The organism is Micromonospora sp. CPCC 205561, assembly GCF_036906775.1.
Taxonomy (GTDB): domain Bacteria; phylum Actinomycetota; class Actinomycetes; order Mycobacteriales; family Micromonosporaceae; genus Micromonospora.
Genome location: NZ_JBAKHV010000015.1, coordinates 1 through 24,762 on the forward strand (window position 1 = coordinate 1; position 24,762 = coordinate 24,762).

The 24,762-nt window shown below is 74.7% G+C and carries 21 protein-coding genes and 1 riboswitch; of the genes, 12 read left to right on the forward strand and 9 right to left on the reverse strand.

What is annotated here, in order from left to right; all coding sequences use genetic code 11:
• Window positions 1–1,697 (forward strand): S8 family serine peptidase (locus V6V16_RS10800; RefSeq protein WP_334561788.1); only part of this gene is annotated, 1,697 nt, incomplete at its 5' end.
• Window positions 1,698–1,717: 20 nt separating this feature from the next.
• Here V6V16_RS10800 and V6V16_RS10805 read toward each other — a convergent pair.
• Complete coding sequence (locus V6V16_RS10805; RefSeq protein ID WP_334561790.1) at window positions 1,718–2,308, reverse strand: dienelactone hydrolase family protein; 591 nt, start codon at window positions 2,306–2,308, stop codon at window positions 1,718–1,720.
• Window positions 2,309–2,371: 63 nt separating this feature from the next.
• On the opposite strand from V6V16_RS10805, the gene V6V16_RS10810 reads away from it, so the two are divergent.
• The 3 genes from V6V16_RS10810 to V6V16_RS10820 all read left to right on the forward strand — a co-directional run bounded on the left by V6V16_RS10810 (window position 2,372) and on the right by V6V16_RS10820 (window position 4,282).
• Window positions 2,372–2,962, forward strand: coding sequence for a helix-turn-helix domain-containing protein (locus V6V16_RS10810; RefSeq protein WP_334561792.1), 591 nt, complete (start codon window positions 2,372–2,374; stop codon window positions 2,960–2,962).
• Window positions 2,963–3,065: 103 nt separating this feature from the next.
• Window positions 3,066–3,995 carry a GNAT family N-acetyltransferase gene (locus V6V16_RS10815; RefSeq protein WP_334561793.1) on the forward strand — a complete coding sequence of 310 codons (930 nt, stop codon included), beginning with the start codon at window positions 3,066–3,068 and terminating at the stop codon, window positions 3,993–3,995.
• 89 nt (window positions 3,996–4,084) lie between these two features.
• On the forward strand, window positions 4,085–4,282 hold the full coding sequence (locus V6V16_RS10820; protein WP_334561795.1) for a hypothetical protein: 198 nt from the start codon (window positions 4,085–4,087) through the stop codon (window positions 4,280–4,282).
• Between the two features lie 56 nt (window positions 4,283–4,338).
• On the opposite strand, the gene groL is transcribed toward V6V16_RS10820, so the two are convergent.
• From groL to V6V16_RS10835, 3 genes are all read right to left on the reverse strand, one after another.
• Window positions 4,339–5,961, reverse strand: a complete 1,623-nt coding sequence (gene groL / locus V6V16_RS10825; protein ID WP_334561797.1) for a chaperonin GroEL — start codon at window positions 5,959–5,961, stop codon at window positions 4,339–4,341.
• Window positions 5,962–6,235: 274 nt separating this feature from the next.
• Window positions 6,236–7,411, reverse strand: coding sequence for a hypothetical protein (locus tag V6V16_RS10830; protein ID WP_334561799.1), 1,176 nt, complete (start codon window positions 7,409–7,411; stop codon window positions 6,236–6,238).
• 173 nt (window positions 7,412–7,584) lie between these two features.
• Window positions 7,585–7,788, reverse strand: coding sequence for a cold-shock protein (locus tag V6V16_RS10835; RefSeq protein ID WP_121656584.1), 204 nt, complete (start codon window positions 7,786–7,788; stop codon window positions 7,585–7,587).
• Between the two features lie 209 nt (window positions 7,789–7,997).
• Between V6V16_RS10835 and V6V16_RS10840 the strand changes: the two genes are divergently transcribed.
• A complete protein-coding gene (locus tag V6V16_RS10840) occupies window positions 7,998–8,531 on the forward strand; it encodes a GNAT family N-acetyltransferase (RefSeq protein WP_334561803.1) in 534 nt (177 codons plus the stop codon).
• 104 nt (window positions 8,532–8,635) lie between these two features.
• Here V6V16_RS10840 and paaN read toward each other — a convergent pair whose 3' ends face one another.
• From paaN to thrC, 3 genes are all read right to left on the reverse strand, one after another.
• Complete coding sequence (gene paaN, locus V6V16_RS10845) at window positions 8,636–10,309, reverse strand: phenylacetic acid degradation protein PaaN (protein ID WP_334561804.1); 1,674 nt, start codon at window positions 10,307–10,309, stop codon at window positions 8,636–8,638.
• Between the two features lie 52 nt (window positions 10,310–10,361).
• The gene (locus V6V16_RS10850; RefSeq protein WP_334561914.1) at window positions 10,362–11,381 is read right to left on the reverse strand and encodes a GNAT family N-acetyltransferase; all 1,020 of its coding nucleotides are present in this window, start codon (window positions 11,379–11,381) and stop codon (window positions 10,362–10,364) included.
• A gap of 438 nt (window positions 11,382–11,819) precedes the next feature.
• Window positions 11,820–13,106: a threonine synthase gene (gene thrC, locus V6V16_RS10855; protein WP_334561805.1), complete on the reverse strand. Its 1,287-nt coding sequence runs from the start codon at window positions 13,104–13,106 to the stop codon at window positions 11,820–11,822.
• 10 nt (window positions 13,107–13,116) lie between these two features.
• Window positions 13,117–13,252, reverse strand: a riboswitch (SAM riboswitch).
• A gap of 240 nt (window positions 13,253–13,492) precedes the next feature.
• Between thrC and V6V16_RS10860 the strand changes: the two genes are divergently transcribed.
• Window positions 13,493–14,233, forward strand: coding sequence for a hypothetical protein (locus V6V16_RS10860; protein WP_334561806.1), 741 nt, complete (start codon window positions 13,493–13,495; stop codon window positions 14,231–14,233).
• A gap of 245 nt (window positions 14,234–14,478) precedes the next feature.
• Window positions 14,479–15,195, forward strand: a complete 717-nt coding sequence (locus tag V6V16_RS10865; RefSeq protein ID WP_334561808.1) for a DUF4232 domain-containing protein — start codon at window positions 14,479–14,481, stop codon at window positions 15,193–15,195.
• A gap of 13 nt (window positions 15,196–15,208) precedes the next feature.
• Here the strand turns inward: V6V16_RS10865 and V6V16_RS10870 are convergent, their stop codons facing one another.
• Window positions 15,209–16,081: an ABC transporter permease gene (locus V6V16_RS10870; RefSeq protein WP_334561810.1), complete on the reverse strand. Its 873-nt coding sequence runs from the start codon at window positions 16,079–16,081 to the stop codon at window positions 15,209–15,211.
• Window positions 16,078–18,942, reverse strand: a complete 2,865-nt coding sequence (locus V6V16_RS10875) for an alpha/beta fold hydrolase (RefSeq protein ID WP_334561812.1) — start codon at window positions 18,940–18,942, stop codon at window positions 16,078–16,080. The genes V6V16_RS10870 and V6V16_RS10875 overlap by 4 nt, the downstream gene beginning before the upstream one ends.
• Before the next feature lie 370 nt (window positions 18,943–19,312).
• Between V6V16_RS10875 and V6V16_RS10880 the strand changes: the two genes are divergently transcribed.
• From V6V16_RS10880 to V6V16_RS10900, 5 genes are read left to right on the forward strand one after another with little or no spacing between them, the layout of a single operon-like run.
• The gene (locus V6V16_RS10880) at window positions 19,313–20,491 is read left to right on the forward strand and encodes a hypothetical protein (RefSeq protein WP_334561814.1); all 1,179 of its coding nucleotides are present in this window, start codon (window positions 19,313–19,315) and stop codon (window positions 20,489–20,491) included.
• A complete protein-coding gene (locus tag V6V16_RS10885; RefSeq protein WP_334561816.1) occupies window positions 20,478–23,075 on the forward strand; it encodes a nitrate- and nitrite sensing domain-containing protein in 2,598 nt (865 codons plus the stop codon). The genes V6V16_RS10880 and V6V16_RS10885 overlap by 14 nt, the downstream gene beginning before the upstream one ends.
• Window positions 23,072–23,542 carry a roadblock/LC7 domain-containing protein gene (locus V6V16_RS10890; RefSeq protein ID WP_334561818.1) on the forward strand — a complete coding sequence of 157 codons (471 nt, stop codon included), beginning with the start codon at window positions 23,072–23,074 and terminating at the stop codon, window positions 23,540–23,542. Before V6V16_RS10885 ends, V6V16_RS10890 begins: the two co-directional genes overlap by 4 nt.
• Entirely contained in the window at window positions 23,539–24,012 is a 474-nt protein-coding gene (locus V6V16_RS10895; protein ID WP_334561820.1) for a DUF742 domain-containing protein, read from the forward strand. Before V6V16_RS10890 ends, V6V16_RS10895 begins: the two co-directional genes overlap by 4 nt.
• Complete coding sequence (locus V6V16_RS10900) at window positions 23,990–24,727, forward strand: GTP-binding protein (RefSeq protein WP_334561822.1); 738 nt, start codon at window positions 23,990–23,992, stop codon at window positions 24,725–24,727. Before V6V16_RS10895 ends, V6V16_RS10900 begins: the two co-directional genes overlap by 23 nt.
• The last annotated feature ends 35 nt before the right edge of the window (window positions 24,728–24,762 follow it).

Genomic DNA, 24,762 nt, shown 5'->3' on the forward strand with positions numbered 1-24,762 from the left:
CGCCCGCCGCGCCGATCGACCCGGCAAGCGCCGTGCCCGCCGCGCCGACCGGCCCGCCGGGCACCGTGCCCGCCGGCCCGCCGGGTGCCGTTCCGCTCGGCGGGGCCGGGCGGGCGGCGCCGGCAGACCCGGCCGCGATCCGCTGGCTGGTCGGGCTCGCCGTGTTCGGCCCGCTGGCGTTCACCGACCCCGAGGAGATCACCCTCGTCCTCGCCAACACCCGCGACGTGCCGTTCTGGGTCGCGGCCGCCACCGGCGCCGGGCTCGCCGTCGCGGTCCTGCTCGCCGTGGCGTACGGCGTGCTGCTAGGCCGGGGCCGGCGGCCGAGCCGGCGGGTGGCCGGGGTGACCGCCGCCGCGCTGCTGGTCGCGGTCGGCGTGGTGGCCGTGGCGGCCCAGCCCGGTCTGCACGGCGAGCGGCTCTTCGTGGTGCTGCGCGAGCAGGCCGACCTCGGCGCCGTCCCGGCGGCGACCGGGCGGGCCGGCCGCGACGCCCGGGCCGGCGAGGTCTACCGGCGGCTGGTCGCCACCGCCGAGCGGACCCAGGCCGACCTGCGCCGGGACCTGCGCCGGCTGCGGCTGGGCCACACCCCCTACTACCTGGTCAACGCGGTCGAGGTGGACGGCGGGCCGGCGGTGCGGGCCTGGCTGTCGAGCCGGCCCGAGGTGGCCCGGGTGCTGGTCAGCCAGCGGGTACGGCCGCTGCCCGCGCCGGCCGGCCAGAGCCGCGGCACCGCGCCCGCGCCGGCCGGTCCCGAGTGGAACGTCCGGATGCTCGGCGCGGACCGGGTCTGGTCCCAGCTCGGGGTGGACGGCGCCGGGATCGTGCTGGGCAGCTCCGACTCCGGGGTGGACGGCGGGCACCCGGCGCTGGCTGGCGGCTTCCGGGGCGGCGACGACTCCTGGCACGACCCGTGGGACGGCACCCGGGCGCCCACCGACCAGGGCGGGCACGGCACCCACACGCTGGGCAGCGCGGTGGGCCGGGGCGGCATCGGGGTGGCCCCGGGCGCGCGGTGGGTCGGCTGCGTCAACCTGGACCGCAACCTGGGCAACCCGGCCTACTACCTGGACTGTCTCCAGTTCATGCTGGCGCCCTTCCCGACGGGTGGGGACCCGTTCACCGACGGGCGCCCGGCACGCGCCCCGGAGATCCTCACCAACTCGTGGGGCTGCCCGGCGATCGAGGGCTGCGACCCGGGGGTGCTCCGGCCGGCCACCGCCGCCCTGGAGGCGGCCGGCATCCTGGTGGTCGCCGCGGCCGGCAACACCGGGCCGTACTGCGGCTCGATCGACGATCCGCCGGCCCCGTACGCGGACGTGCTGACCGTCGGCGCGGTGGACCGGCAGCGCCGGGTGACCAGCTTCTCGTCCCGTGGCCCGGTGCCCGGGGCGGCCAAGCCGGACCTGGTGGCGCCGGGCGACGAGGTGCTCTCCGCGATGCCCGGCGGCGGCTACGCCGCCCTGAGCGGCACCTCGATGGCGACGCCGCAGGTGGCCGGCGTGGTGGCGCTGATGTGGTCGGCCAACCCGGCGCTGGTCGGCGACCTGTCCCGTACCCGGCGGATCCTCGCGGAGACGGCGACCCCGGCCGTGCCGACGTACGCCTCCCCGACGCGGACCTGCGGCGGCGACCGGAACGTCACCGGCGCCGGCCTGGTCGACGCGTACGCGGCGGTGCGGGCGGCCCGGGGGTGAGGCCCGGGCGGGGCGCCGGTTCACCCCAGCCGGTCGAGGAACTCCCGCGACCGGCGCAGCACCAGTGCCGTCGCCTCCGCGTCGTACGACGGCAGCGCGCTGTCGGTGAACAGGTGCTGGTCGCCCGGGTAGACGAAAAGCTCGCCGACGTCGGCCCCGGCGATGCCGACCAGTTCACGGGCGGCTTCGATGTCGCCCTCCAGGGCGAAGAACGGGTCCTTGTCCATGCCGTGGATCTGCACCGGAACCCCGGCGGGCCAGGGGCCGACGGCCCATTCGCCGGTGACGGGCAGGCAGGATTCGTAGAGCAGCGCGCCACGGACGCCGGGCCGGGTCTGGGCGAGCCGCTGGGCGGTGGCGGCGCCCCAGGAGAAGCCCGCGTAGACCAGGGCGTCAGGCAGCTCGGCCACGGCCCGGTCGGCGCGCTCGCGCAGCACCTCGCCGCCGACGCGCTTGGTGAGCGCGAAGCCCTCGTCGAGGGTCGCCGGGCGTTCGCCCTCGAACAGGTCGGGCGTGTGCACGGTGTGCCCGCCGGCCCGCAACTGCTCGGCGAACCCGCGCAGCCCGTCGGTGAGCCCGCGCAAGTGGTGGAACAGGACCACGTCGGCCATCTCTACACTCCTGTCAACTGACGACGACGATCGAATGATCCATGATTCTAGAACGGTCGAGAAATGTCGAGCAATGAGCGGATCCCGGACTACGACCTCGACGAGATGCTCGTGGTCACCGCACCCGCCCAGCTTCGCGCGCTGGCCGATCCCCTGCGCGCCACCCTCCTGGAGCTGCTCCTGGAGCGGGCCGCCACGGTGACCGAGCTGGCGCGGGCGGTCGACAGGCCCAAGAGCAGCGTCGCCTACCACGTGAACGCGCTCGTCGACGCCGGCCTGCTCCGGGTGGTGCGGACCCGGAGGGTGCGGGCGATCGAGGAGCGGTACTACGGCCGCGTCGCCCGCACGCTCTACATCGGCGCGCTCACCCGACCGGAGGACAGACAGGTCGCCACCGCCGTCAACGGACTCGCGGAGGCCGTGGCCGAATCCGCCGCCGCCCACGCCGCCGACGAGCTGCGCTGCACCCTCGTACACGCCCGCATCCCGGCGGAGGAGGTGCGGGCGTTCTGGGCCGAGGTGCAGGCGCTGGCCCGCCGGTTCGCCCAGATCCCCCGCTCGGGCGACCAGGTCCACGGGTTCGTCGCCGGCCTCTACCCGACCGACGCGCCGACCCTCCCCGAGCCCGACCCGGAGCCGAAGCCGGCCGACTGACGCGTCCGGGCCGTGGCGGCAGGCCAGCCACCTGCTCCACCGACCGGGCCGCGCCGGCAGCGCCCCTTCCACCGGGAACGCCCGGTGATCTAGGGTCGGCGCCATGGACCTGGAGATCGTCGAGCTGGGACCGGATCAGCGGCACACCGTGGTCGAGCTCTGCGGTCGGGCACTGGATCTGCCGGAGGACGCGGCCGAGGCGGCGGCCATCGTGGACGCGCTCTGGGCACGGGCCGCCACCCACCGCCCGGTGGCCGCCTGGGGCGCGCACCGGGAGGGGCGCCTGGTCGGTGCGCTCATCGCTTCCCTCGCCCCCGGCGACGGCGTCGCCCGCGGTCACGTCGACCTGGTCGCGGTGGCACCGGAGCAGCGGCGGCGAGGTGTCGGGCGGGCCCTGCTGGCGGCCGCCGAGGCGTGGCTCGCCGGGCTCGGCGCGGCGGAGGTGCTGCTCGCCGGCAATCCGCCGCACTACGCCTGGCCGGGCATCGACGTGCGGTACACCCCGGCCATCTGCGCGGCGTCGGCGCTCGGGTACACGCAGGACCGGACGGCCTGGAACATGACCGCCGACCTGTCGTACGACGGCTCGCCCGCGTTGCGCCCGACCGAGGAGGCGGAGGCGCGGCTGGCCGGGCGGGGGGTGACGGTCCGCCGCGCCGGGCCGGAAGACCTGCCGGCGCTGGCGGAGTTCGCCCGGGGCGCCTTCGGCGGCGCCTGGGACGCCGAGCTGGCCGGCTCGGTGGGCCACGAGGGGGCGGGCTGCCACCTGGCCGAACGCGACGGCGAGGTGCTGGGCTTCGCCGCGTACGGCTCGTCCCGGCCGAGCTGGTTCGGCCCGATGGGCACGGCCCCGGCGGCCGAGGGCTCGGGGATCGGCGGGGTGCTGCTGCGCCGGTGCCTGCGCGACCAGCGGGCGGCGGGCGTGTCGGCGGCGCAGATCGGCTGGGTGGGCCCGGTGCCCTTCTACTCGGGCAGCGCGGGCGCCCGGATCGAGCGGGTCTTCTTCCTGTACCGCAGGACCCTCGGAGCCTGACAACGGGCGAAAGGGATATAGACCCTGATAACGCCATTCGTCCGCATCGGTGATCCTCCCGCCCTACCGTTTCGGTAGAGGAGGCAGCCATGACCACGGACGACGAAAGCCCCGGCCCGTTGCCGTTCGACCGGCTCGACTACGGCGACGCCGAGCAGCAGGCGGAGATGACCGGGACCGACGAGCCGGCCGACGAGCCCGTGACGCTGGTCGACGAGCCGGTGCAGATCCCCCAGCCGTACGGCCGGGCGCAGAAGAGACGCAACCAGCGACCGCTGCCCACGTGACAGCGAGAGGGGCGGGCCGCTGACGCGACCCGCCCCTCCCGGCGTTGGAGCTGGACTCAGAAGTCCATGTCCCCGCCACCCGGACCAGCCGGGGCGGCCGGGGTCTTCTCCGGCTTGTCCGCCACGACGACCTCGGTGGTGAGGAAGAGCGCCGCGATCGACGAGGCGTTCTGCAGCGCCGACCGGGTCACCTTGGCCGGGTCGATGATGCCCGCGGCCAGCAGGTCGACGTACTCGCCGTTGGCGGCGTTGAGGCCGTGACCCGCTTCCAGGTTACGGACCTTCTCCACCACGACGCCGCCCTCGAGGCCGGCGTTGACGGCGATCTGCCGCAGCGGGGCGTCCAGCGCGACCTTGACGATGTTCGCACCGGTCGCCTCGTCGCCGACCAGGTCCAGCTTGTCGAAGGCGGTCTTGCCGGCCTGCACCAGCGCGACGCCACCACCCGGGACGATGCCCTCCTCGACGGCGGCCTTCGCGTTGCGGACGGCGTCCTCGATGCGGTGCTTGCGCTCCTTCAGCTCGACCTCGGTGGCCGCGCCGACCTTGATCACCGCGACGCCGCCGGCCAGCTTGGCCAGCCGCTCCTGCAGCTTTTCGCGGTCGTAGTCGGAGTCGCTCTTGTCGATCTCGGCCCGGATCTGGTTGACCCGGCCCTGGATCTGCTCGGCGTCGCCGGCACCGTCGACGATGGTGGTCTCGTCCTTGGTCACCACGACCTTGCGGGCGCGGCCCAGCATGTCGAGGCCGACGGCGTCCAGCTTGAGGCCGACCTCCTCGCTGATGACCTGGCCACCGGTGAGGATGGCGATGTCGGCCAGCATGGCCTTGCGGCGGTCACCGAAGCCCGGCGCCTTGACGGCGACCGACTTGAAGGTGCCCCGGACCTTGTTGACGACCAGGGTGGCCAGGGCCTCGCCCTCGATGTCCTCGGAGATGATCAGCAGCGGCTTGCCCGACTGCATGACCTTCTCCAGGATCGGGAGCAGGTCCTTGACCGACGAGATCTTGCTGTTGACGATCAGGAGGTAGGGGTCGTCGAAGACGGCCTCCATGCGCTCCGGGTCGGTCATGAAGTAGGCCGAGATGTAGCCCTTGTCGAAGCGCATGCCCTCGGTGAGCTCAAGCTCCAGACCGAAGGTGTTGCTCTCCTCGACGGTGATGACGCCTTCCTTGCCCACCTTGTCCATCGCCTCGGCGATGATCTCGCCGACGGTGCTGTCACCGGCGGAGATGGAGGCGGTGGAGGCGATCTGCTCCTTGGTCTCGACGTCCTTGGCGAGCTTGGAAAGCTCCTCCGAGACGCTGGCCACGGCGGCCTCGATGCCCCGCTTCAGGGCCATCGGGTTGGCACCGGCGGCCACGTTGCGCAGGCCCTCGCGAACCAGGGCCTGGGCCAGGACGGTCGCCGTCGTCGTGCCGTCACCGGCGACGTCGTCGGTCTTCTTCGCGACCTCCTTGACCAGCTCGGCGCCGATCTTCTCGTAGGGGTCCTCGAGTTCGATCTCCTTGGCGATGCTCACACCATCGTTGGTGATGGTGGGGGCACCCCACTTCTTCTCGAGGACGACGTTGCGGCCCTTGGGGCCGAGGGTCACCTTCACGGCGTCGGCGAGCTGGTTCATGCCCCGCTCGAGGCCGCGGCGCGCCTCTTCGTCGAACGCGATCATCTTGGCCATACGGCGTTGTCCTCCTGGACACTCACGGGCCACCCGGAGTGTGTGTCCCGGATGGGCCGCCTGGTGTACGCACCTTGGGACGTCGCCACCTGGCGACGACGACGTCTCCTCGGCCGGGCCGGATAGCCCGCGACGACCGGCCATGTGCCGCAGCCGCGTCTGGACGCTGCTGCGGCCGTGGCCCTACCGCCCCGACCATTGGCACTCACGGTATGCGAGTGCCAATGACTTGTTTAGCACTCTCCCCTGCCGAGTGCAAGCACGATGGCTCCGGTCAGCCGAGTTCACCGGCCAGCCGGGCGCTGTCCACCGGCCCCTCGTGGGCGCGCTGCTCGGCGTACGTGACGACCAGGCCGACCAGCTGGGCGAGGTGCGTGGGCAGGGCCAGGACCCCGCCGACCAGCGCCACCACGATCACGCCCAGCGCCGTGCCCGGCGCCTCCAGCGGGGTGGTGCCGAACGGCAGCGCGCCGATGCTCTCCACCAGGCCGGCCGCCCCGCCGCCGATGATGACCGCCGCCGCCACCAGCGCCACCCGGCCGAGCAGCAGCCCCAGCCGGTCGTGGAACATCCGGAAGGAACGGCCGATGGGGTGCTGCCGCTCGAAGAGGTAGACGGGGCCGGCCATGCTCAGCGCGAAGGCGAAGTAGATGCCGGGAATGACGCAGAGGCAGACACCGAGCCCGATGATCACGCTCATCAGCAGGGTCCAGCCCCAGAGGCCGAGCGCCCGGCGCGCGCCGTAGGAGAGGGCGGCGCCCACGCTCACCGGCTGACCGGCCGCCTGCCGGGCGACCACCCAGCTGCCCGCCGCCCAGCCCAGGCTCTGCACCAGGCCGAACACGAGGGCGCTGCCGAACACCACGGAGAGCAGGACGCCCATGTCGGTCACGAAGGTGTCGGGCAGCGTGGCGGGATCGCCGGCCATCGACTCCTCCCACTTCGCCGACGGGTCGACGACCAGCGAGAGCACCGACACCACCACGGCCGGCAGCACCTGGGTGAGCAGCAGGATCGGCAGCAACAGCCGCCAGCCCCGACGCACCGCGCCGACGCACCGGTCGAACCAACCGCTCACGCCGGCGCCGGGCGGAGTGACGAGCAGGTCGGCCGGGTCGAGGCCGTGCCCCGGCGGATACCAGCCGTGGACCGGCTGTCCGGGGTAGACGACCGGGGCGCCCGGATACCACGGCTGCCCGCCGTACGGGCCGGAGCCGGCCGGGAACCCGCCGGTGGGCGGGAAGACCCGGTCCTGCGGCGGCTGCGGGCCCGCCGGCCCGCCGGGAACGCCCGACCCCGGAACGCCCGAGCCCGGAACGCCCGGCCCGGCGGACGGGACGACGGGATCACCCGGGGTCCGACCGACCGGCTGCCCGAAGGGCGGGGGCGGCGGGGCGGCGGGGTCGGGATCTCCCGGGGGCGGCGCGGCCGGGGGCGGCTGGTCGGACATGAACCCTCCTCAGCGATGGCTGGAACGGCTCACGATCCTTCCCTGCCGACGCAACCGCGCCGACGCCCGCCCCCGACCGACCTGAGGCCGCGGACGGCCCGGTCGACGCCGGAAGGCTCCGCCCGGCACCCACGGTGGACGGCCGGCGCGGGAGGCGCCAGGGCGGCGGCCGGTCAGGCGATGACGCGTACGCGCTCGGCCTGGGGGCCCTTCTGCCCCTGGGCGACCTCGAACTCGACCCGCTGGCCGTCGTCCAGTGCCTTGTAGCCGTCCATCTCGATCGCGGAGAAGTGGACGAAGACGTCCTGCCCGCCGTCGACGGCGATGAAGCCGTAGCCCTTCTCGGAGTTGAACCACTTCACGGTGCCCTGTGCCACGGTGCACTTCCTCACTCTGCGCGGCGTTCCACGACCCCGGAGGCCGGGCGACCGGCACCGGAGGACCACCGGTTCGGCGATCGACGAGGGCCGCTGAAACGGTGACCGAAATCGCACGCTACACGAAGCGTGACGACCACGCACGACCACAAATCGGACATATTCCGGTCGGTCGCCATCGGCGATCATCGCTGTGGTAGGCATGCGTCATGACGAGCGCGCCCGACGGGTCGGGGCCGGGGCGGCGGGCGGTGGTCCGGCGGGTCCGGCCCCGGGACGCGGCCCGGATGCGGGCCCTACGGTTGGAGATGCTCGCCGACGCGCCGCTGGCCTTCCTGGAGACCCTCGCCGAGGCGGCGGCCCGCTCGCACGCCGACTACGCGGCCCGGATCGCGGCCGTCTCCGCCGGCGCCGGCACCGCCCAGTTCGTCGCGGACCCGGGGGGCCCGCTGGTGGGGCACGCCGGCGGCACGGCGGCCCCCGGGGAGCCGGGGCTGACAGTGGTGTACGCCGTCTACGTCACCCCGTCCTGGCGTGGTACCGGCCTGCTCGGCGGGCTGATCGACGCGGTGGCGGCCTGGTCGCGGGCCTGCGGACGCCCCGAGCTGATGCTGGAGGTCGTGGTCGGCAACGACCGGGCCTACCGCGCGTACCGGCGGTTGGGCTTCGTCGACACCGGCGTACGCGTCCCGCACCCCACCGTGCCGGCGCTCACCGAACTCCAGATGCGCCGCCCGGCCTGATCCGTCGCCGGTGCCGCCCGCGCAGCCCGGCCGTGGGGGCACGTCGTCGGCGACGGGTGCCCGGGCCGGCCCGCTGGAGCCGGCCCGGGAACGATCGCGCCGGATCAGGCGTGGCGGCGGGACTGCACGATGCGGAACCGGTTGGCCACGTACGCGCCGTCGGTGAGCGCGGAGTTGGCCGCCGCGTTGGCGCCGCTGCCGTGGAAGTCGGAGAAGGCCGCCGACTGGTTCACGAAGACCCCGCCGGTCAGGTTGCACGACAGGTGCACCCCGACCTCGATCGCCGCCGCCTCGGCCGCGTCGAGGACCGCCTCGTCGGTGGAGTAGACCGCCGCGGTGAGCGCGCCCTTCTCGCCGACCGTGGAGCGCAGGATCTCCAGGCTGTGCGCCGTGGAGTCCGTGGCGATGGCGAACGAGATCGGCCCGAACCACTCCTGCGAGTAGGTCGCGGTGTCGTCGGCCGCCAGCCTGACGAGCGTCGGGGTGCGGACCACCGCGCCGGGGAAGGCCGGGTGCTCGACCGTACGCGACTCCAGCACCGCCCGGCCGACCTTGGTGACCTCGTCGAGGCGCTCCAGCACCCCGTCGTTGACGATGGCGCCGGTCATCTCCACCCCGCGCGCCGGGTCGGCGGTGATCTTCGCGATCGCCGCCGCGATCCCGCCGGCCACCTCGTCGAAGCTCTTGTGCCCCTGGTCGGTGGAGATGCCGCCGGCGGGGATCAGGATGTTCTGCGAGGTGGTGCACATCTGGCCGCTGTACAGGGTCAGCGTGAAGCCGAGGTTGCGGCACATCCCGGCGAAGTCGTCGGTGGAGTCGATCACCACCGTGTTCAGCCCGGCCTTCTCCGTGTACACCGCCGCCTGCCGGGCGTTGGTCTCCAGCCAGTCGCCGTACTCGGTCGAGCCGGTGAAGTCGACGATCCGCACGGCCGGGTGCAGGGCCAGCGTGGAGGCGAGCTTCTCGCCGGGGGCCTCGGGGGCGAGCAGGACGAGGTTCGGGTCGAAGCCCGCCTCGGCGAGCACCTCGCGGGCGTACCTGACCGTGATGGCCAGCGGCAGCACGGCGCGCGGGTGCGGCTTGACGACCACCGGGTTGCCGGTGACCAGCGAGGCGAACAGCCCGGGGTACGAGTTCCAGGTCGGGAACGTGTTGCAGCCGATGACCAGCGCCACACCGCGGGGCACCACGTGGAACGTCTTGCTCATCCGCAGCGGGTCGCCCTTACCGGCCGCCTTCTCCCAGCCCGCCGTCCCCGGGTGCCGGGTCATCTCCGCGTACGCGTAGGCGACCGCCTCCAGCGCGCGGTCCAGCGCGTGCGCGCCACCGGCCTGGAACGCCATCACGAACGCCTGGCCGCTGGTGAACTGCACCGCGTTGGCCAGTTCGAAGATGTGCTTGTGCAACCGGTCGAGGATCTCCAGGCAAACGCCCACCCGGGCCTGCGGGCCGGCGTCGCGCCAGCCTGGCAGGGCCGCCGAGGCGGCGGCGACCAGCTCGTCGGCGCCGGCGTGCGGGTAGCGGACGTCCAGCTCGACGCCGAACGGGCTCGTCTCGGTGGCGACCCGGTCGGCCGTGCCCGGCTGGTCGAGGGGGAAGTCGCCGCCGAGGTACGCCTCGAAGGCGGCCTTGCCGTCGGCGGCGGCGGTCTCGCCGTAGACCCGGGGGCTGGGCGACTCCGGGTAGGCGGACCAGTACCCGCGCTCCGTGATCGCGGTCAGCGCACGGTTGAGGGTGTCGGCGTGCCTGTCGTACAGGGGGTGCGGGGTCTCCGTCATGCCCGCCATCATGCAACAGGAAGCCCCAGTATCAGTAGGGCCGTGTCACAACTCAGATCGTGAGCTGCCAGTCGGTCCAGCCGTCGACGGGGCGGAACCCGAGCTGTTCGTTGATCCGCACCATGTGGGCGTTCTCGGCCGCGTTGAAGGTGTCGATCGCGCGTACCGCCGGCTCGTGGGCCAGCAAATGGCGCAGGTTCTCGACCTTGGCGAGCAGGCCGAGGCGGTGGCCGCGGTGCTCCGGGTCGACGAGGGTGATCTGCTGGAACGCGTGCCAGTCGGCCGACGCGCCCACGTCGAGCAGGGTCCAGGCGACCAGTCGGCCGGACGCCTCGTGGCGCACCGCCGTGTGGTAGCGCCGCCGGCCCCGCGCGTCCAGCGCCAGGTCCGTGCCCCGCAGCCGGTCGGCGTCGATCCGCTCCGGCTCCCACTCCACGTCGCCCAGGGGCGCGTCGGCCATCAGCCGGCCGTCGAGGTAGGCGATGTCGGCGACGTACTCCTCGGGGGTGTGGCCCTGCCAGCGGACGGTGCGGTAGCCCGCGGCGCGGGACCGGGCCTCGGCGAGCGCCGCGTCCAGGGCGGCGTCGTCGAGCCGGGTGGTGTCGAGCCGGCGGCGGACCTCGGCCAGCGCCGGCCGGGCGCCCGCCCAGGCGGCGAAGGCGGCGCCCGCCCCGGACCGGGCCGGGCCGCCGGGCAGCGCGTGGACCGCCATCCCCACCACCCGCTTGCGACCCCGCTCCCGCAGCAGGCGTACGGCGTGCTCGCGCAGCGCCCGGCCGACGCCGCGGCGCCGGTACCCCGGGTGCACGATCAGGTCGACCGTGGCGTTCTCGGTGTTGTCGAGCTGCGGCAGCTCCAGCGCGAGGTAGCCGGCCGGCAGGCCGTCGAGCCGGGCCAGCGCCCAGAGCGGGGCGTTGCCCGGCATCGGGTGCCGGACCGACGCCTCGAAGCGCCGCCGGCAGAAGGGCGGGAAGTCCGGCAGATCGGCCTCGTTGGCCGCCGCGCCGATCCGGTAGGCCTGGTCGATCGCGGCCTGGTCGGCGACGTCGAGCGGCGCGATCGTGATGCCCATCAGGTGAGGGTGCGTCATGAAACGACGATCGGGCCAGCGATTTTACGCCGGCCCGATCGGAACGTTGGTCGGGAGGGACGCTCGCACAACGCCTCCGGCGTTGGGTCGCAAGAACTGAAAGTCTCCGGCGAAACGCCCTCCCGCAGGGAGCATCCTGCGCCGTCCCTTTCCTGCCGTCAAGTCCTCGGGACCGCATTTCGCGTACGCACAGCAAAACCACAGCTACCCACCGCTCCCCGCCCCCCCCTCCCCCGCCCCCTCCCTCCCCGCCCCGCCCCGTCCTGCCCCCTCCTGCCCCCGCGATCTTGCACTTTCCGCCCCCAGCCGGGCCGAAATGTCGGGAATGCGGGGGCGACGAGTGCAAGATGGCGGGGCGGGTGTGGCGGGGGCGGGGCGAGGGGTGGGGTGGGGGTGGGAAGGCGGGGCGGGTGGGGGTGGTCAGGAGAGGAGGTTGGCGTCTCGGGCGGCGCGCAGGGAGGGCTTGATGCGGTGGGTGGGGCCCACCTCGGCGGCCACGGCGTCGAGGGTCTTGAGGCCCTCGCCGGTGTTGAAGACGACGGTCTCCGCCGTCGGGTCGAGCCGGCCCGCCTCGACCAGCTTGCGCAGCACCGCCACGGTCACCCCGCCGGCGGTCTCGGCGAAGACGCCGGTGGTCCGGGCCAGCAGCCGGATGCCGGCGCGGATCTCGTCGTCGTCGACGTACTCCATCCAGCCCCCGGTGCGGCGCACCGCCTCCAGGGCGTAGAGGCCGGCGGCCGGGTCCCCGATGTTCAGCGACTTGGCGATGCCGGTCGGCTTGACCGGGACGATGGTGTCGCTTTCGGCGTGCAGCGCGGTGGCGATCGGGTTGCAGCCGGCCGACTGGGCGCCGAACACCTTCCAGCCGCCGGCCGGCGCCTCCACCAGGCCGATCTCGACCAGCTCGGTGAACGCCTTGTCGATCTTGGTGAGCAGCTCGCCGGAGGCCATCGGGATCACCACCTGCGCCGGGATCCGCCAGCCGAGCTGCTCGGCCACCTCGTAGCCGAGCGTCTTGGACCCCTCGGCGTAGTAGGGGCGTACGTTCACGTTGACGAACGCGGTGTCCTCGAACTCGTCCGTCTCCACCAGCTCGCCGCAGAGCCGGTTCACGTCGTCGTACGAGCCGTCGATGGCGACCAGCTCGCCGCCGTAGACGGCGGTGGTGACCACCTTGCCCTGCTCCAGGTCGCTCGGGATGAAGACCACCGACGGCGCGCCGGCCCGGGCGGCGTGCGCGGCGACCGAATTGGCCAGGTTGCCGGTGGAGGCGCAGGCGTAGCGGCTGAAGCCGAGGGCGTGGGCGGCGGTCAGGGCCACGGAGACCACCCGGTCCTTGAACGAGTGCGTCGGGTTGGCGCTGTCGTCCTTGACCCAGAGCGGAGCGGTGATGCCCAGCTGGGCGGCGAGGTGCGGGGCGGCCACCAGCGGGGTGAAGCCCGGGTCGAGGGTGACCCGCGTCGCCGGGTCCTGACCGGCGGGCAGCAACGCCGCGTACCGCCAGATGTTCTGCGGGCCCGCCTCGATCTGCTTCCGGGTGACCCGCGCGAGCGCGGCGGCGTCGTAGTCGACCTCCAGCGGGCCGAAACACTCGTAGCAGGCGTGCTGGGCGGCGAGCGGGTAGCGGGCCGAGCAGGCGCGGCAGACCAGGGCGCGGGCGGGGCTGGCCGTGGTGTCGATGCCGGGCGGGGCGAACGTCGACGTCATGTCGAGGGTCCTCTCATCTTTCCCCGCATCGCACCCTGCGGCGGGGACGGAATTGGCACCTGCCCCGCCGGTCGCTCTGCGATGAGCGCGCGGGGTGGTTGCCGGGGCGTCGTCGGGCCGTATCCCTCAGCCCCTCTGGATGAGGTATGCAGTTGTGCCGTCGAGTCTAAGCACCGACGCCGCCCGGACCGGCGGGACATCCCACGCTGTGAGCGACGCCGCAGGCCCGGCCGTCCGGCCGGACGGTCCGCGGCACGCCCCGCCGCCCGGGCCGTCGAGCGCTGCCGCCCTCCGGATGGACGCCGCGCCGGCCCTGGTCCACCACCGGCGGGCGCGCTGGCGCGAGGCCGCTACGGTGCGGGCACATCGACGGAAAGGAACGCGTGATGCGTCGCAAACTCGTCCCGGTGGTGGCGCTCTCCATGGCCTGCCTGCTGGTGGCCACCACCGCCTGCTCCTCGGGCAGCCGGAAGAAGCGGAGCCGGTCCGCCGACCGGGCCGCCGGCACCGCCGCGCAGCGGGACGACGCCGACGCCGCCCCGGCGACCAGCCGGGCGACCCCGACGCGCCGCACCGGTGACCGGCTCACCTGCGCCGCGCTGCGCGACACCCGGGTCGGCAGCCCGAAGGTCCGCTACCAGGGGTACGCGGCCCCGATCCCCCTCGCCGACGGCCGCTGGTCCGACCGGGACGGCACGACAGTGGAGTTGCAGCGGCCGTGCGCCGTCGGCGACCTCGACGGCGACGGCGCGGCCGACGCGATCGGAGTGGTCATGCTCGACGGCGGCGGCACCGGCCGCTTCTTCACCCTCGCCGCCTGGCGCAACGTCGGAGGAAAGCCGGACTACCAGGCCCAGGCCGACCTCGGCGACCGTACGCCGGTGCAGAGCGTCAGCGTCCGCGACGGCAGGGCGACGGTGGTCTACCTGACCCGGCCCGCGGACGGCCCGACGGCGGAGCTGAGCATCCGACGCACCGCCGTCTACCAGCTCAGGGGCACGAAGCTGGTGGAGCTGAGCCACGCCGACACCCGCGCGACCGGCACCGACGGCGGCACGGCCGGCTCCGCCGACGGCGACACCGCAGTGGACTCCTCCACCCGCAGGCGCGGGCCCCGTTCCCACTGACCCCGACACGCCCCCGCTTACGTCGGTGCGGGCCCGCCACCACCCGGGCGAGGCGGACCGGCGGCTCCCGTCCCGCTCCGACCGCGTCGGCCGGGTTCCGGGACCGGTGATGTCGTGGCCGAGCCGGCGCGACAGGCGCCCGGAGGGTGCCCGGAGCGGTGGTCGCGCAGGTGGGGCGGCCGAACCGCGCTCGACGGCCGCCGTCCCAGGATCGGCGCCGCACCGGCGGGTGCGATGATCGGGCGATGGCACTTCCCGAAGCCCGACCCGCGGCGCGCCGTCACCGGGGAGTTCCAGACCCGACGCGGACGGTCGGGCTCGCGGTCTGCGGACTCGTCCTGCTGGGCGCCTGCTCCCCGGCGGGTGACCTGCCGTCGGTCGAACCGGCGCCGAGCAGGGTACCGAGAGGGACCGCGCCGGCGTCCGGGGCCGCCCCCACCGCCGGCTGCCCGGACTCCGGCGTCCACATCAGTTCGCCGGGCACCAGCGCCGCGATGGGTCTGCGGGCCCTCGGGCTGGAGCTGGTCAACTGCGGCACGGAGCCCTACCGGCTCGACGGCTACCCGGTGCCGCGACTGTTCGACGGCGACGGCGACCCGATCCCGGTCCGGGTGATCGACGGGGCCGAGGGGATCACGTCGGGCTTCGACGATCCGCCCCGGCCGCTGATCCTGCGGCCCGGCGAGCGGGCCGGCGCCGCCGTGCTCTGGCGCAACCTGGTGACGGACCCGACGGTCGTCGCCACGGCCGGCGAGCGGCTGGAGGTCGCCCCCGCCGTGGGCCGGTCCGCGCAGGTCGTCGGCCTCGACGGGCCGATCGACCTCGGCAACACGGGCCGGATCGGCGTCAGCGCGTGGCAGAAGCGGGCGGCCGACCCGGCGCCGACGCCCACCCGCCCGCTGCCGGGCGACCCGGACCCGGGCGGCTCGGCGCCGAGCAGTTCGACGCCGCCGCTGCCGTGAGGCGCGCAGGACCTCAGCTGGTGATGTCCTTGCGGGTGAAGCGCCAGAAGGCCAGCCCCCAGAAGAGCGTCGCGTAGCTGATCGCGGAAATCGCGCCGCGTACCACGTCGTCGGTCTGCACCGGCGTCGACAGCAGCCCCAGCCAGGCGTTGCTGTAGTGCGTCGGCAGGAACGCGCGCAGCGCGCCCAGCGCGGTGATCTGGTCGAGGATGCTGGAGAGGATCCAGAGCAGCACCGCGCCGCCGACCGCGCCGAGCGCGGCGTCCGTGACCACCGACAACAGGAACGCCAGGCCGGCCACCACCAGGAGGACCACCGCCAGGTAGCCGAGGGCCCCCAGCAGCCGCAGCAGGCCCTCCCCCGGTTCGAGCTGGGCGGCGACCGTGCTGCGCAGCGGCTCCCAGCCGTAGCGCAGGGTGCCGATCAGCAGGGCGGTGCCGGCGAGCAGCAGCAGCGCCAGGGCCGAGTAGACGAGCGCGACCAGCAGCTTCACCGTGAGCAGGCGGGCGCGGGGCACCGGTACCGCCAGCAGGTAGCGCAGGCTCCCCCAGCTCGCCTCGCTGGCGACCGTGTCGCCGCAGAACAGCGCCACCACCACGACCATCAGGAACGACGCCGACACGAAGATCGTGAAGAGGGTGAAGTTCAGCCCGCCAGAGGTGGCAAACTCCACCAGGCTGCCGAACTCCCCGCGCCCGTTGTCGTCGTCGCCCGTGTCGAACTGGAACGCGATCAGGATGATCAACGGCAGCAGCACCATGAACCCGAGCGCGAGCTGCGTACGCCGCCGGGACGCCTGCCGCCGGAACTCGGCGCCGAACGGCAGGGTCGCCGAGGGCCGGTAGCCGGCTGCCGCGCCCGCCGTGGGTGACGTGCCCGCCATCATCGGTCCCCGCTTCCCCGAGAGTTCTCGCCCACCAGGGCGAGGAACGCGTCCTCCAGGCGGCGCCGCGGCACCACCCGGTCCACCCCGATGCCGGCCCGGACCAGCTCGGCGACCACCTCGCTGCGGGCGGTGCCGTTGGTGTCCACCACGAGCTGTCCCTCGCCGTCGGGGAGCACCCGTACCCCGTGCAGGCCGTCCAGCACCGCCCGGGCGGCCACCGGATCGGTCACGTCGAAGAGCACGCTCGGCGACTCGCCGACGATCTCCTCGACCGGGCCCGACGCCACGATCCGGCCCTTGTTCACCACCACCGCGTGCGTGCAGGTCTGCTCCACCTCCGCCAACAGGTGGCTGGAGACCAGCACCGCGCGCCCGTCGGTGGCGTAGCGCTGGAGCACCCGGCGCATCTCCGCGATCTGCGGTGGATCGAGCCCGTCCGTCGGCTCGTCGAGCACCAGCAGCTCGGGCAGGCCCAGCATGGCCTGCGCGATGGCGAGGCGCTGCCGCATGCCGTGGCTGTAGTTCCTGGTCCGCCGGTGCACGGAGTCGCCCAGCCCGGCGATCGCCAGCGCCTCCTCGAAGTGCGCGTCCTCGGCCGGCCGGCCGGTGGCCCGCCAGTACGCCCTCAGGTTCTCCAGCCCCGACAGGTGCGGCAGGAACCCCGGCCCCTCGACCAACGCGCCGATCCGGGACAGCACCGGCGACCCGGGCACGAGCCGGTGCCCGAAGACGTAGATCTCGCCGGCGGTGGGCTGGGTCAGCCCCATCAGCACCCGCAGCGTGGTGGTCTTACCCGCGCCGTTCGGGCCGAGCAGGCCGACGACCTGACCGGGGTGCACCTCGAAGTCGACGTTCGAGACGGCGACGAAGCCGTCCGCGTACTCCTTGCGGAGCTGCCGCACGGCGAGCGGGACGCCCGCGTACTCCGGGTGCACGGAGCTGTCCTGGCGGCGGTGCCGGCGGCGGACCACGGCGACGACCACCGCGAGCCCGACCGCGATCGCGGCGAGCAGCCCGACCAGCACCCAGCGCCACACGGTGGCGGAGGTGGGGATCGGGTCGCCGGCGACGGTCGGCAGGCCGACCGCGCCGTTGGCCGCGACGGTGTGCACGGCCGGCTGGACCGGGGTGGCGTACGCCTGGTCCGAGGTCGCCACCACCACACGCAGCCGGTGCCCGGCCTCGATCCGGCGCACGATCGCCGGCAGGGTGACGGTGACCGGCCGCGCGGCGTCGATCTCGCGCGGCAGGCCGGTGAGCCGGACCGGGGCGACCAGGCCGTTTGGCAGGGTGGCCGCGCCGTTGGGGTCGACGTCGTAGAGCTTGACGAAGAGCACCGCCTCGCCGGTCGGCGACGCCGCCCGGATGTCGACGGTCGGCGCGCCGACCACGTCCACCGCCTCGGCCAGCGGCTCCGACTCGAACCGGGCGTGCTGGCCGGGGATGTCCCCCGCCACGCCGCCGAGCAGCGCCGACAGCTCGCCGGCGAACGGCACCGAGGAGATGGCGGCGGGGTTGCCGGCCGGCGGGTTCGCCACGGGCTGGGCGGGGCCGGCGACCGGTACGTCCCGGCGGGCCGTGCCGGCGATGCCCGGGTAGTCGGCGGTGCGGTAGCCGGTGGCCACCAGTCCCCGGTCCAGGGCGTCGAAGCCGGCGATGCGGGACCAGGTGAAGTCGTCGCCCGGAGCCTCGCCCTCGCCCTTGACGTAGTGGTCGAGCCACTGCACCGTCAGGAACTTCACCCGGTCCGAGTCGGTCTTCGGGCCCTCGCCGCCGTCGTGCCCGCCGGTGAACCAGGCGACCCGGACGGGGGTGCCGGCGGCGGCGATGCCGCGCGCGTTGGCGTCCGCCTCGCCGAGCGGGAAGAGGGTGTCCGCCTCGCCCTGCACCAGCAGGGTGGGCGCCTTGATCCGGTCGAGCACCCCGGCCGGGCTCGAGCGGCGCAGCAGGTCCACGGCGGCCTGGTCGGCCCGACCGGTGGTGGCGATGCGCAGGTACGCGGCGCAGATGTCGGCGGCGAACCGGCCGCACGCCGGGTCGGCGGCCCCGGCGGGGGCGCGCCCCGGACCGGTGCCCGGGCCGGCGCCCGGCCCCGGGCTGGGCGGGCCGGCGGAGACGGGCGCCCCCTCGGGCTGGGCGGCGCCGGTGCCGGAGAGCCCGGCCGGCCCGGAGCCGACGTTGCCGCCACCGCCGAAGAAGAGGCCGGCCCAGCCGGCCTTGAACACGCCCTCGGTGGGCTCCTTGCCGGTGCTCTCCGCCAGGAAGGAGCGGGCCAGATCGTTCCAGGTGATCATCGGCACGATCGCGTCGACGCGCTGGTCCTGCGCCGCGAGCAGCAGCGCCAGGCCGCCGCCGTACGAGCCCCCGACGACGCCGACCTTCGGGTCGCCGGCCGCGTCGGTGCGGATCTCGGGGCGGGCGGCGAGCCAGTCCAGCAGCCGTTGCGCGTCCCGCACCTCGTAGTCGGGGTGGTCCAGGTGGATCTGCCCGCCGCTGCGGCCGAAGCCCCGCGCCGTCCAGGTGAGCACCGCGTAGCCGCGCCCGGCGAACTCCTCGGCGTCGGCGCGGACGGAGTCCTTGGTGCCGCCGAAGCCGTGCGCCAGCAGCACCGCCGGCACCCTGTTCCCCGCCGAGGCGTCCTCGGGCAGGTAGAAGGTGGTGTCCAGGTCGACCGGCTCGTCGCCGGCCGGCCCGGAGGAGACGTTCACGAACGCCGCCTCGGTGCGCACGACCGGCCCCCGCGGCAGCACCGCCCAGGTCACGGCGGCGGCGAGCAGCAGGACGACCACCGTCGCGGCGACGGCGCGCCGCCGGGTGGGCAGGGCACGCCGGATCCACGCGGCCGACAACGGCGATCTCATGCGGCACACGGTACGGGCCGTTCGCTGAGCGTTGGCTGAGATCCTCCGTACGTCCGTCCGGTTGATCCGATCGGTGTCCGAAGCGGTGCGACCGCCGCGGACACGGGCCATCCAGCGAGATGAATTCGGATCACGTGAATTCCGATCTTCATGGAGAATCCGCTCCGATCCATCCATGTCACTCGCTGGATTCGCACGCAGCGTAGCCCCCTACGGACGAAACGTGACATCGGGGCCGATGACGCAAAGCCGACTCCGCGGCACGGGAACAGCCCCGCGTCGGTCGGTTAGTTTTCCGGTCCGGTGCACGGGACTTCACCGTCGACCCCGACACCCCACGATCCCGCGCTCCCGCCGGAGGAGACAGACCATGAGTGTCCCCGCGCCACCGGACCGTCGGCGGCCCTCCGCGGTGGGCCGCGTACTGCCGCTGCTGCTCCTCACCGCCCTGCTCGTGCCGACGACCCTGCTCTTCGCGCAGGCCTGGCGGCTCACCGCCGACGACCGGGACCTCGCCGGCCGGGAACGGCTGGGCGTGGAGTACCTGCGCGCCCTCGCCCCCGTCACCGAGGCTCTGGTGGACGCGCAGTCGGCCGCCGTCGCCGCCCGGCCCGCCTCCGGCGCGGCGCTGACGGTCGCGGTCGAGGCCGCCGCCTCGGTCGACGCGCGGATCGGCGACGAGCTGCGCACCCAGGAACGCTGGGCCGGCCTGCGGGCCAGGATCGAGGCGCTGGGCGCCCGCGGCCCGGCCGACCCGGAGGCGGCCTTCGCGACGTACGGCGAGGCGACCGACCTGCTGCTGGCCCTGCACCGCAAGGTCCGGGAGACCTCGGGGCTGGTCCGCGACCCCCGGTCGGACTCCTTCTTCCTCCAGGACGGCGCCGGCCGGGACCTGCCCGAGGCAATGGTGGCGACCGGGCGGCTGGCCGACCTGGCCGTGCTCGCCGACCGCCGGCCCGCCGCCGACCGGAACCGGACCGCGGCCGAGCTGGCCGCCCTCCGGGTGGCCGCCCTCGCCCCGGCCGGCGACCTGGTCAGCGACCTGCGGGCCGCCGTGGACAACTCGGAGAGCGCCGATCTCGGCCCGAGCGTGCTGACCCCGCTCGACACCTACCAGCGCGCCGTCGAGGCGCTGGCGGCCCACTCCGCGCCGGCCGACCACAGCACGGGGGTGGACCAGGCGCGGGTCGCCGCCGCCCGGCTCGACGCGCAGTCCGCCGCCAAGCGCCTCCAGCCCGTCATCCTGGGCGAACTCGACGCCCTGCTCGCCGAGCGCCGCGACGGCCTGGACCGGGACCGTCGGCTCACGGTCGGGGCGGCCGTGCTGACCGTCCTGCTGTGGGGGGCGCTCGGCTGGGTGTGGTTCGCCGCCGCCCGGCGGGCCCGGCGGCGCGCGGCGCAGGCCCGGCGCGAGCGGGACGGCGCGCCGCCGGGTGACGCCCCGTGGCGGCCGGCCAGCCGCGGCCCGGAGCCCCGCCAGCTCCAGCCGGTCGGGTCGGCCCGCGAGCCCGGGACAGCGCAGTGGGGGCCCGTCGATGCTGCTCGCTAGGCTCCGGATCCGGGGCAAGCTCGCGCTGCTCGTCGTCATCCCGCTGCTGAGCATGGTGGGGCTCGCCGTGCCGGCGGTGCTCGACCGGGTGGCCGCCGCGCAGCGGGCCGGCGACATCGCCGAGCGCGTCCGCTTCGCCAGCCGGATCGGCAGCCTCGTGCAGGACCTGCAGCAGGAACGCGTCCTCTCCGTCGGTCTGCTGCTCGGCCGGGTCACCCGCTCCGAGCTGGTGCGGAAGACGGCCACCGTGGACGACCGGGTCGCCGACCTGCGCGCCAGCCGGAGCGACCTGCTGCCGCGCCGGGTCACCGAGGCTCTGCAGGGCGTACGCGGGCTGACCGACCTGCGGGCGGCCGTGCTCGCAGGTGCCGCCACCCCGGACCAGATCATGGGCGCCTACGGGCCGGTCAACACGAGACTGATCGAGTCGCTGCGGCTGCCGTTCGGGGTGGACACCGGCACGGCGGCCGGCCGACAGGTGCTGGCGCTGGACGGGCTGCTCCGCTTCGACGAGGGGCTGGGCGCCTGCGCCACCCTGATCGTGCTGGTCAAGGCCACCGACTCCCCCCGGGTGACCGCCTCGTACGTGGCCTGCATGGCCGCGCTCCGGGTGGACAACCAGCGGTTCCGCAGCCTCATCACGCCGGAGCAGTTGAAGCTGGCGACGCTCAACGACGCGGCGGTGGCCGCCCGCACCAGCGCGGACTTCCTCACCACCAGCGCCCTGGACCCGGCCGGCGCGGTCCGGAACATCCCGCTGGACGCGCTCTTCCCGTCGGTCCGCTCGATGATCACCTTCGGGCAGTTCATCGAGAAGAAGCTCGTCGCTGACGTCATCGCGGAGGTGACGACGCAGCAGCGCCGGGCGCTCACCGAGGCGTACCTGGTCGGCGGCCTGGCCGCGCTGATCCTCGCCGTCGTGGTGCTGCTCAGCGCGGCCGTCGCCCGGACGGTGGCCCGGCCGCTGACCCGGCTGACCCGTTCGGCCGACCGGGTCGCCCGGGTCGCCGAGGCGGAGCTGACCCGGGTCGCCGACGACGAGGCCGAGGGGAGCGCGCCGGTCCGCCTCGACCCGGTGGACGTACGGGCCCGCGACGAGATCGGCGACCTGGCCCGGGCGTTCGACCGGGTGCAGAGCACCGCGGCCCGGCTCGTCGAGCGGCAGGTGGCCGGCCGGCGCAACGTGGCGCAGATGTTCGGCCACGTCGGCCGCCGTACGCAGAACCTCGTCGGCCGGCAGATCGCGCTCATCGACCGGCTGGAGCGGCAGGAGGCCGACCCCACCCGGCTGGAGGACCTGTACCGCCTCGACCACATCTCCAGCCGGCTGCGCCGCAACGCCGGCAGCCTCGTGGTGCTCTCCGGCTCGACCGGCGCGGATCCCCACGTGGCGCCGGTGCCCCTCGGCGACGTGGTCCGCCTGGCGCTCGGCGAGATCGAGGACTACACCCGGGTCGACGTGCGGGTCCCGCCGGGCGTCTCGGTCGCGCCCGGCACCGTCGGCGACCTCGTGCTGGCGCTGGCGGAGCTGATGGAGAACGCGACCGTCTTCTCCCCGCCGCACACCCGGGTCACCGTCGGCGGCGAGCCGACCGGCGCCGGGGCGCGGCTGACGGTGGTCGACCAGGGCATCGGCATGAGCCAGGAGCGGCTGGCGGAGGAGAACGCCCGCCTCACCCGGCGGGAGCGGCTCGACCTCGCGCCCACCGAGGTGCTGGGGCTCTTCGTGGTGGGCCGGCTGGCCCGCCGGCACGCCTGGACGGTTCGGCTGGCACCCACCGCGGGCGGCGGGGTCACCGCGTACCTGGAGATCCCCGAGACGTCACTGGTGACCCACCGGGCGGCGGAGCGGGCCGGGGTCACCGTGGCGCGGGCCGCCGTGCCCGCCCGCGACCGGCGCTCCCCGGTCGACCCGCAGGACGCCACCCGGGCCGACCCGGCCGCGCCGGACGCCCTGCCCTCCGGCTTCGACGCCGCGCTGCTCAGCCGGGCCAGCCGCACCATGGAGTCCGGCCGGTCCTGGAACGCCTTCACCCCGGGCGACGAGCCCGCCGACGCGGCCCCGGCGGCGTCCCCCACCAGCCCCACCAGCCCCGACGACCCGACGCCCGGCCAGCCGGCCACCGTCGGCGCCCCCCGGAGCGTGCCGTCGACCGACGCGTCCGCCGCGCCGACCGGGCCCGCCCCGGCGGGCATCCGGCAACGGGTGCCGGGTGCCACCCTGCGCGCGGCCGCACCGGCGGCCCGGACAGCGAACGGCCCGCCGCGAACCGGGCCGGTGCGCGGGCCGGTGGAGGTCGTCGGCACGGACCCCGCCGCGGCCCGCGCGCTCGTCGAGGCGGTCGAGTCCGGCGTACGCCGGGCCGAGGCGGGCCGGCCGAAGGCCGACCTGGCGGCGTCGCGGCTGACCCGGCGGGTGCCCGGGGCGAACCTCGCCGCCACCCCCGCGCGCCCGCCCGACAGCCCGCCGCCGGGCGACCCGAACAAGGTGCGGGAACTCCTCGACGAGTTCGAGGCGGGCGTCGCCCGCGCCCTGAGTGAAGTCAGTCAAGACCGCCGCCACGAAGAGGGAACATCACGGTGACCAGCCCCTTCCCGCACGACAACGTCGACCACCAGAACCCGGCCGCCGGGGACCTGAGCCCGGAGGCACGCACCTTCAACTGGCTGCTGGACTCCTTCACCTCCAGCACGGCCGGGGTGCTGGAGGCGATCGCGGTCTCGTCGGACGGGCTGCTCATGGCCATGTCGGCGATCAAGGACCGCTCGAACGCGGAGCGGCTCGCCGCGGTGGTCTCCGGCATGACCAGCCTCGCCGGCGGCGCGGCGAGTTGGTACGCCCTCGGCGGACTCAACCGCGTCGTCGTGGACATGGCCGAGGGCTACCTGTTGATCAGCGCGATCAGCAGCGGCTCGGTGCTCGGGGTGGTCGCGGACCGTTCGGCGAACCTCGGCACCGTCGCGTACGAGATGACGCTCTTCGCCGGGCGGGCCGGTGGCGCCCTCACCCCGAGACTGATCGCCGAGCTGAAGAACGCCGCCCAGCAATGAGCCCCGAGGCCGCCGGTGCGGGGCCGGACCCGGAGCCCAGCTTCCGAATCCGGCCCTACCTGCGCGCGTCCTCCCCGGACGACGCCCGGCCCGGTCTGCCGGCGGCCACGGCCGCGCCGGAGCCCGAGGAGGGGCCGGCCGGCCTGCGACCCTTCGTACTCACCGCCGGCCGGGTGGCCGGTGCCGACCCGGCGATCGGGCTGGAGACGCAGGTGACCGCCCGGCCGGCAGCGGACCGGGCGGCGCCGCTGAGCCGGCTGGCACCGGAGTCGCAGGCGATCGTCGCGCTCTGCGGCGAGCCGATCTCGGTCGCCGAGATATCGGCCCGGACCCGGCTGCACTTCGGCGTCACCCGGGTGCTCGTCGGCGACCTCCGCGCCGCGGGCCACCTCGACGTGCACGACGGCGCCGACGTCCTCGACCCCGACATCATCCTGCGAGTGATTGATGGACTCCGTGCGATCTCCTGAATGGCCGGTCGCCCCGCTGGGCGGGATCGTCGCCAACAGCGCCACCGCCCGCTACGGCTCCGCGGCCGGGCCCCAGCCCGCCTCGTCGGCGCCGCCGCCGTACCGGTCACCGGCGACGGGGGTGGCCGCCGTGCCCCGCCCCGCCCCCGCCGCCGCGCCGCCGATCCCGGTCAAGATCCTCATCGCCGGGGGGTTCGGGGTCGGCAAGACCACCACGGTCGGCGCGATCTCCGAGATCGCCCCGCTGACCACCGAGGCGGAGATGACCAGCGCGGGCATCGGCGTCGACGACCCGGGCGTACGCTCCGCGAAGACCACCACGACGGTGGCGATGGACTTCGGCTGCGTCACCATCGACCGCAGCCTGAAGCTGTACCTGTTCGGCACCCCGGGGCAGGCCCGGTTCGGCTTCATGTGGGACGACCTTGCCCTGGGGGCGCTCGGCGCGCTGGTGGTGGTGGACAGCGCCCGGCTCGACGACTGCTACCCGGCGATCGACTTCTTCGAGCGGGCCGGTCTGCCCTTCGTGGTGGGGGTGAACGCCTTCGACGGGCGGCTGGCGCACGACCTCGACGCGATCAGGTGGGCGCTGGCCGTCGGCGACCACGTTCCCCTGGTGCAGTTCGACGCCCGCGACCGGCTCTCGGTGCGGGACGCCCTGCTGGTCGTCCTCGACCGCGCACTGGAGCGGGCCACCCGGGAGAGGAAGTCCTGAGGGGCCTACGGTTCGACCCGTTTCCCGAGAAGGGG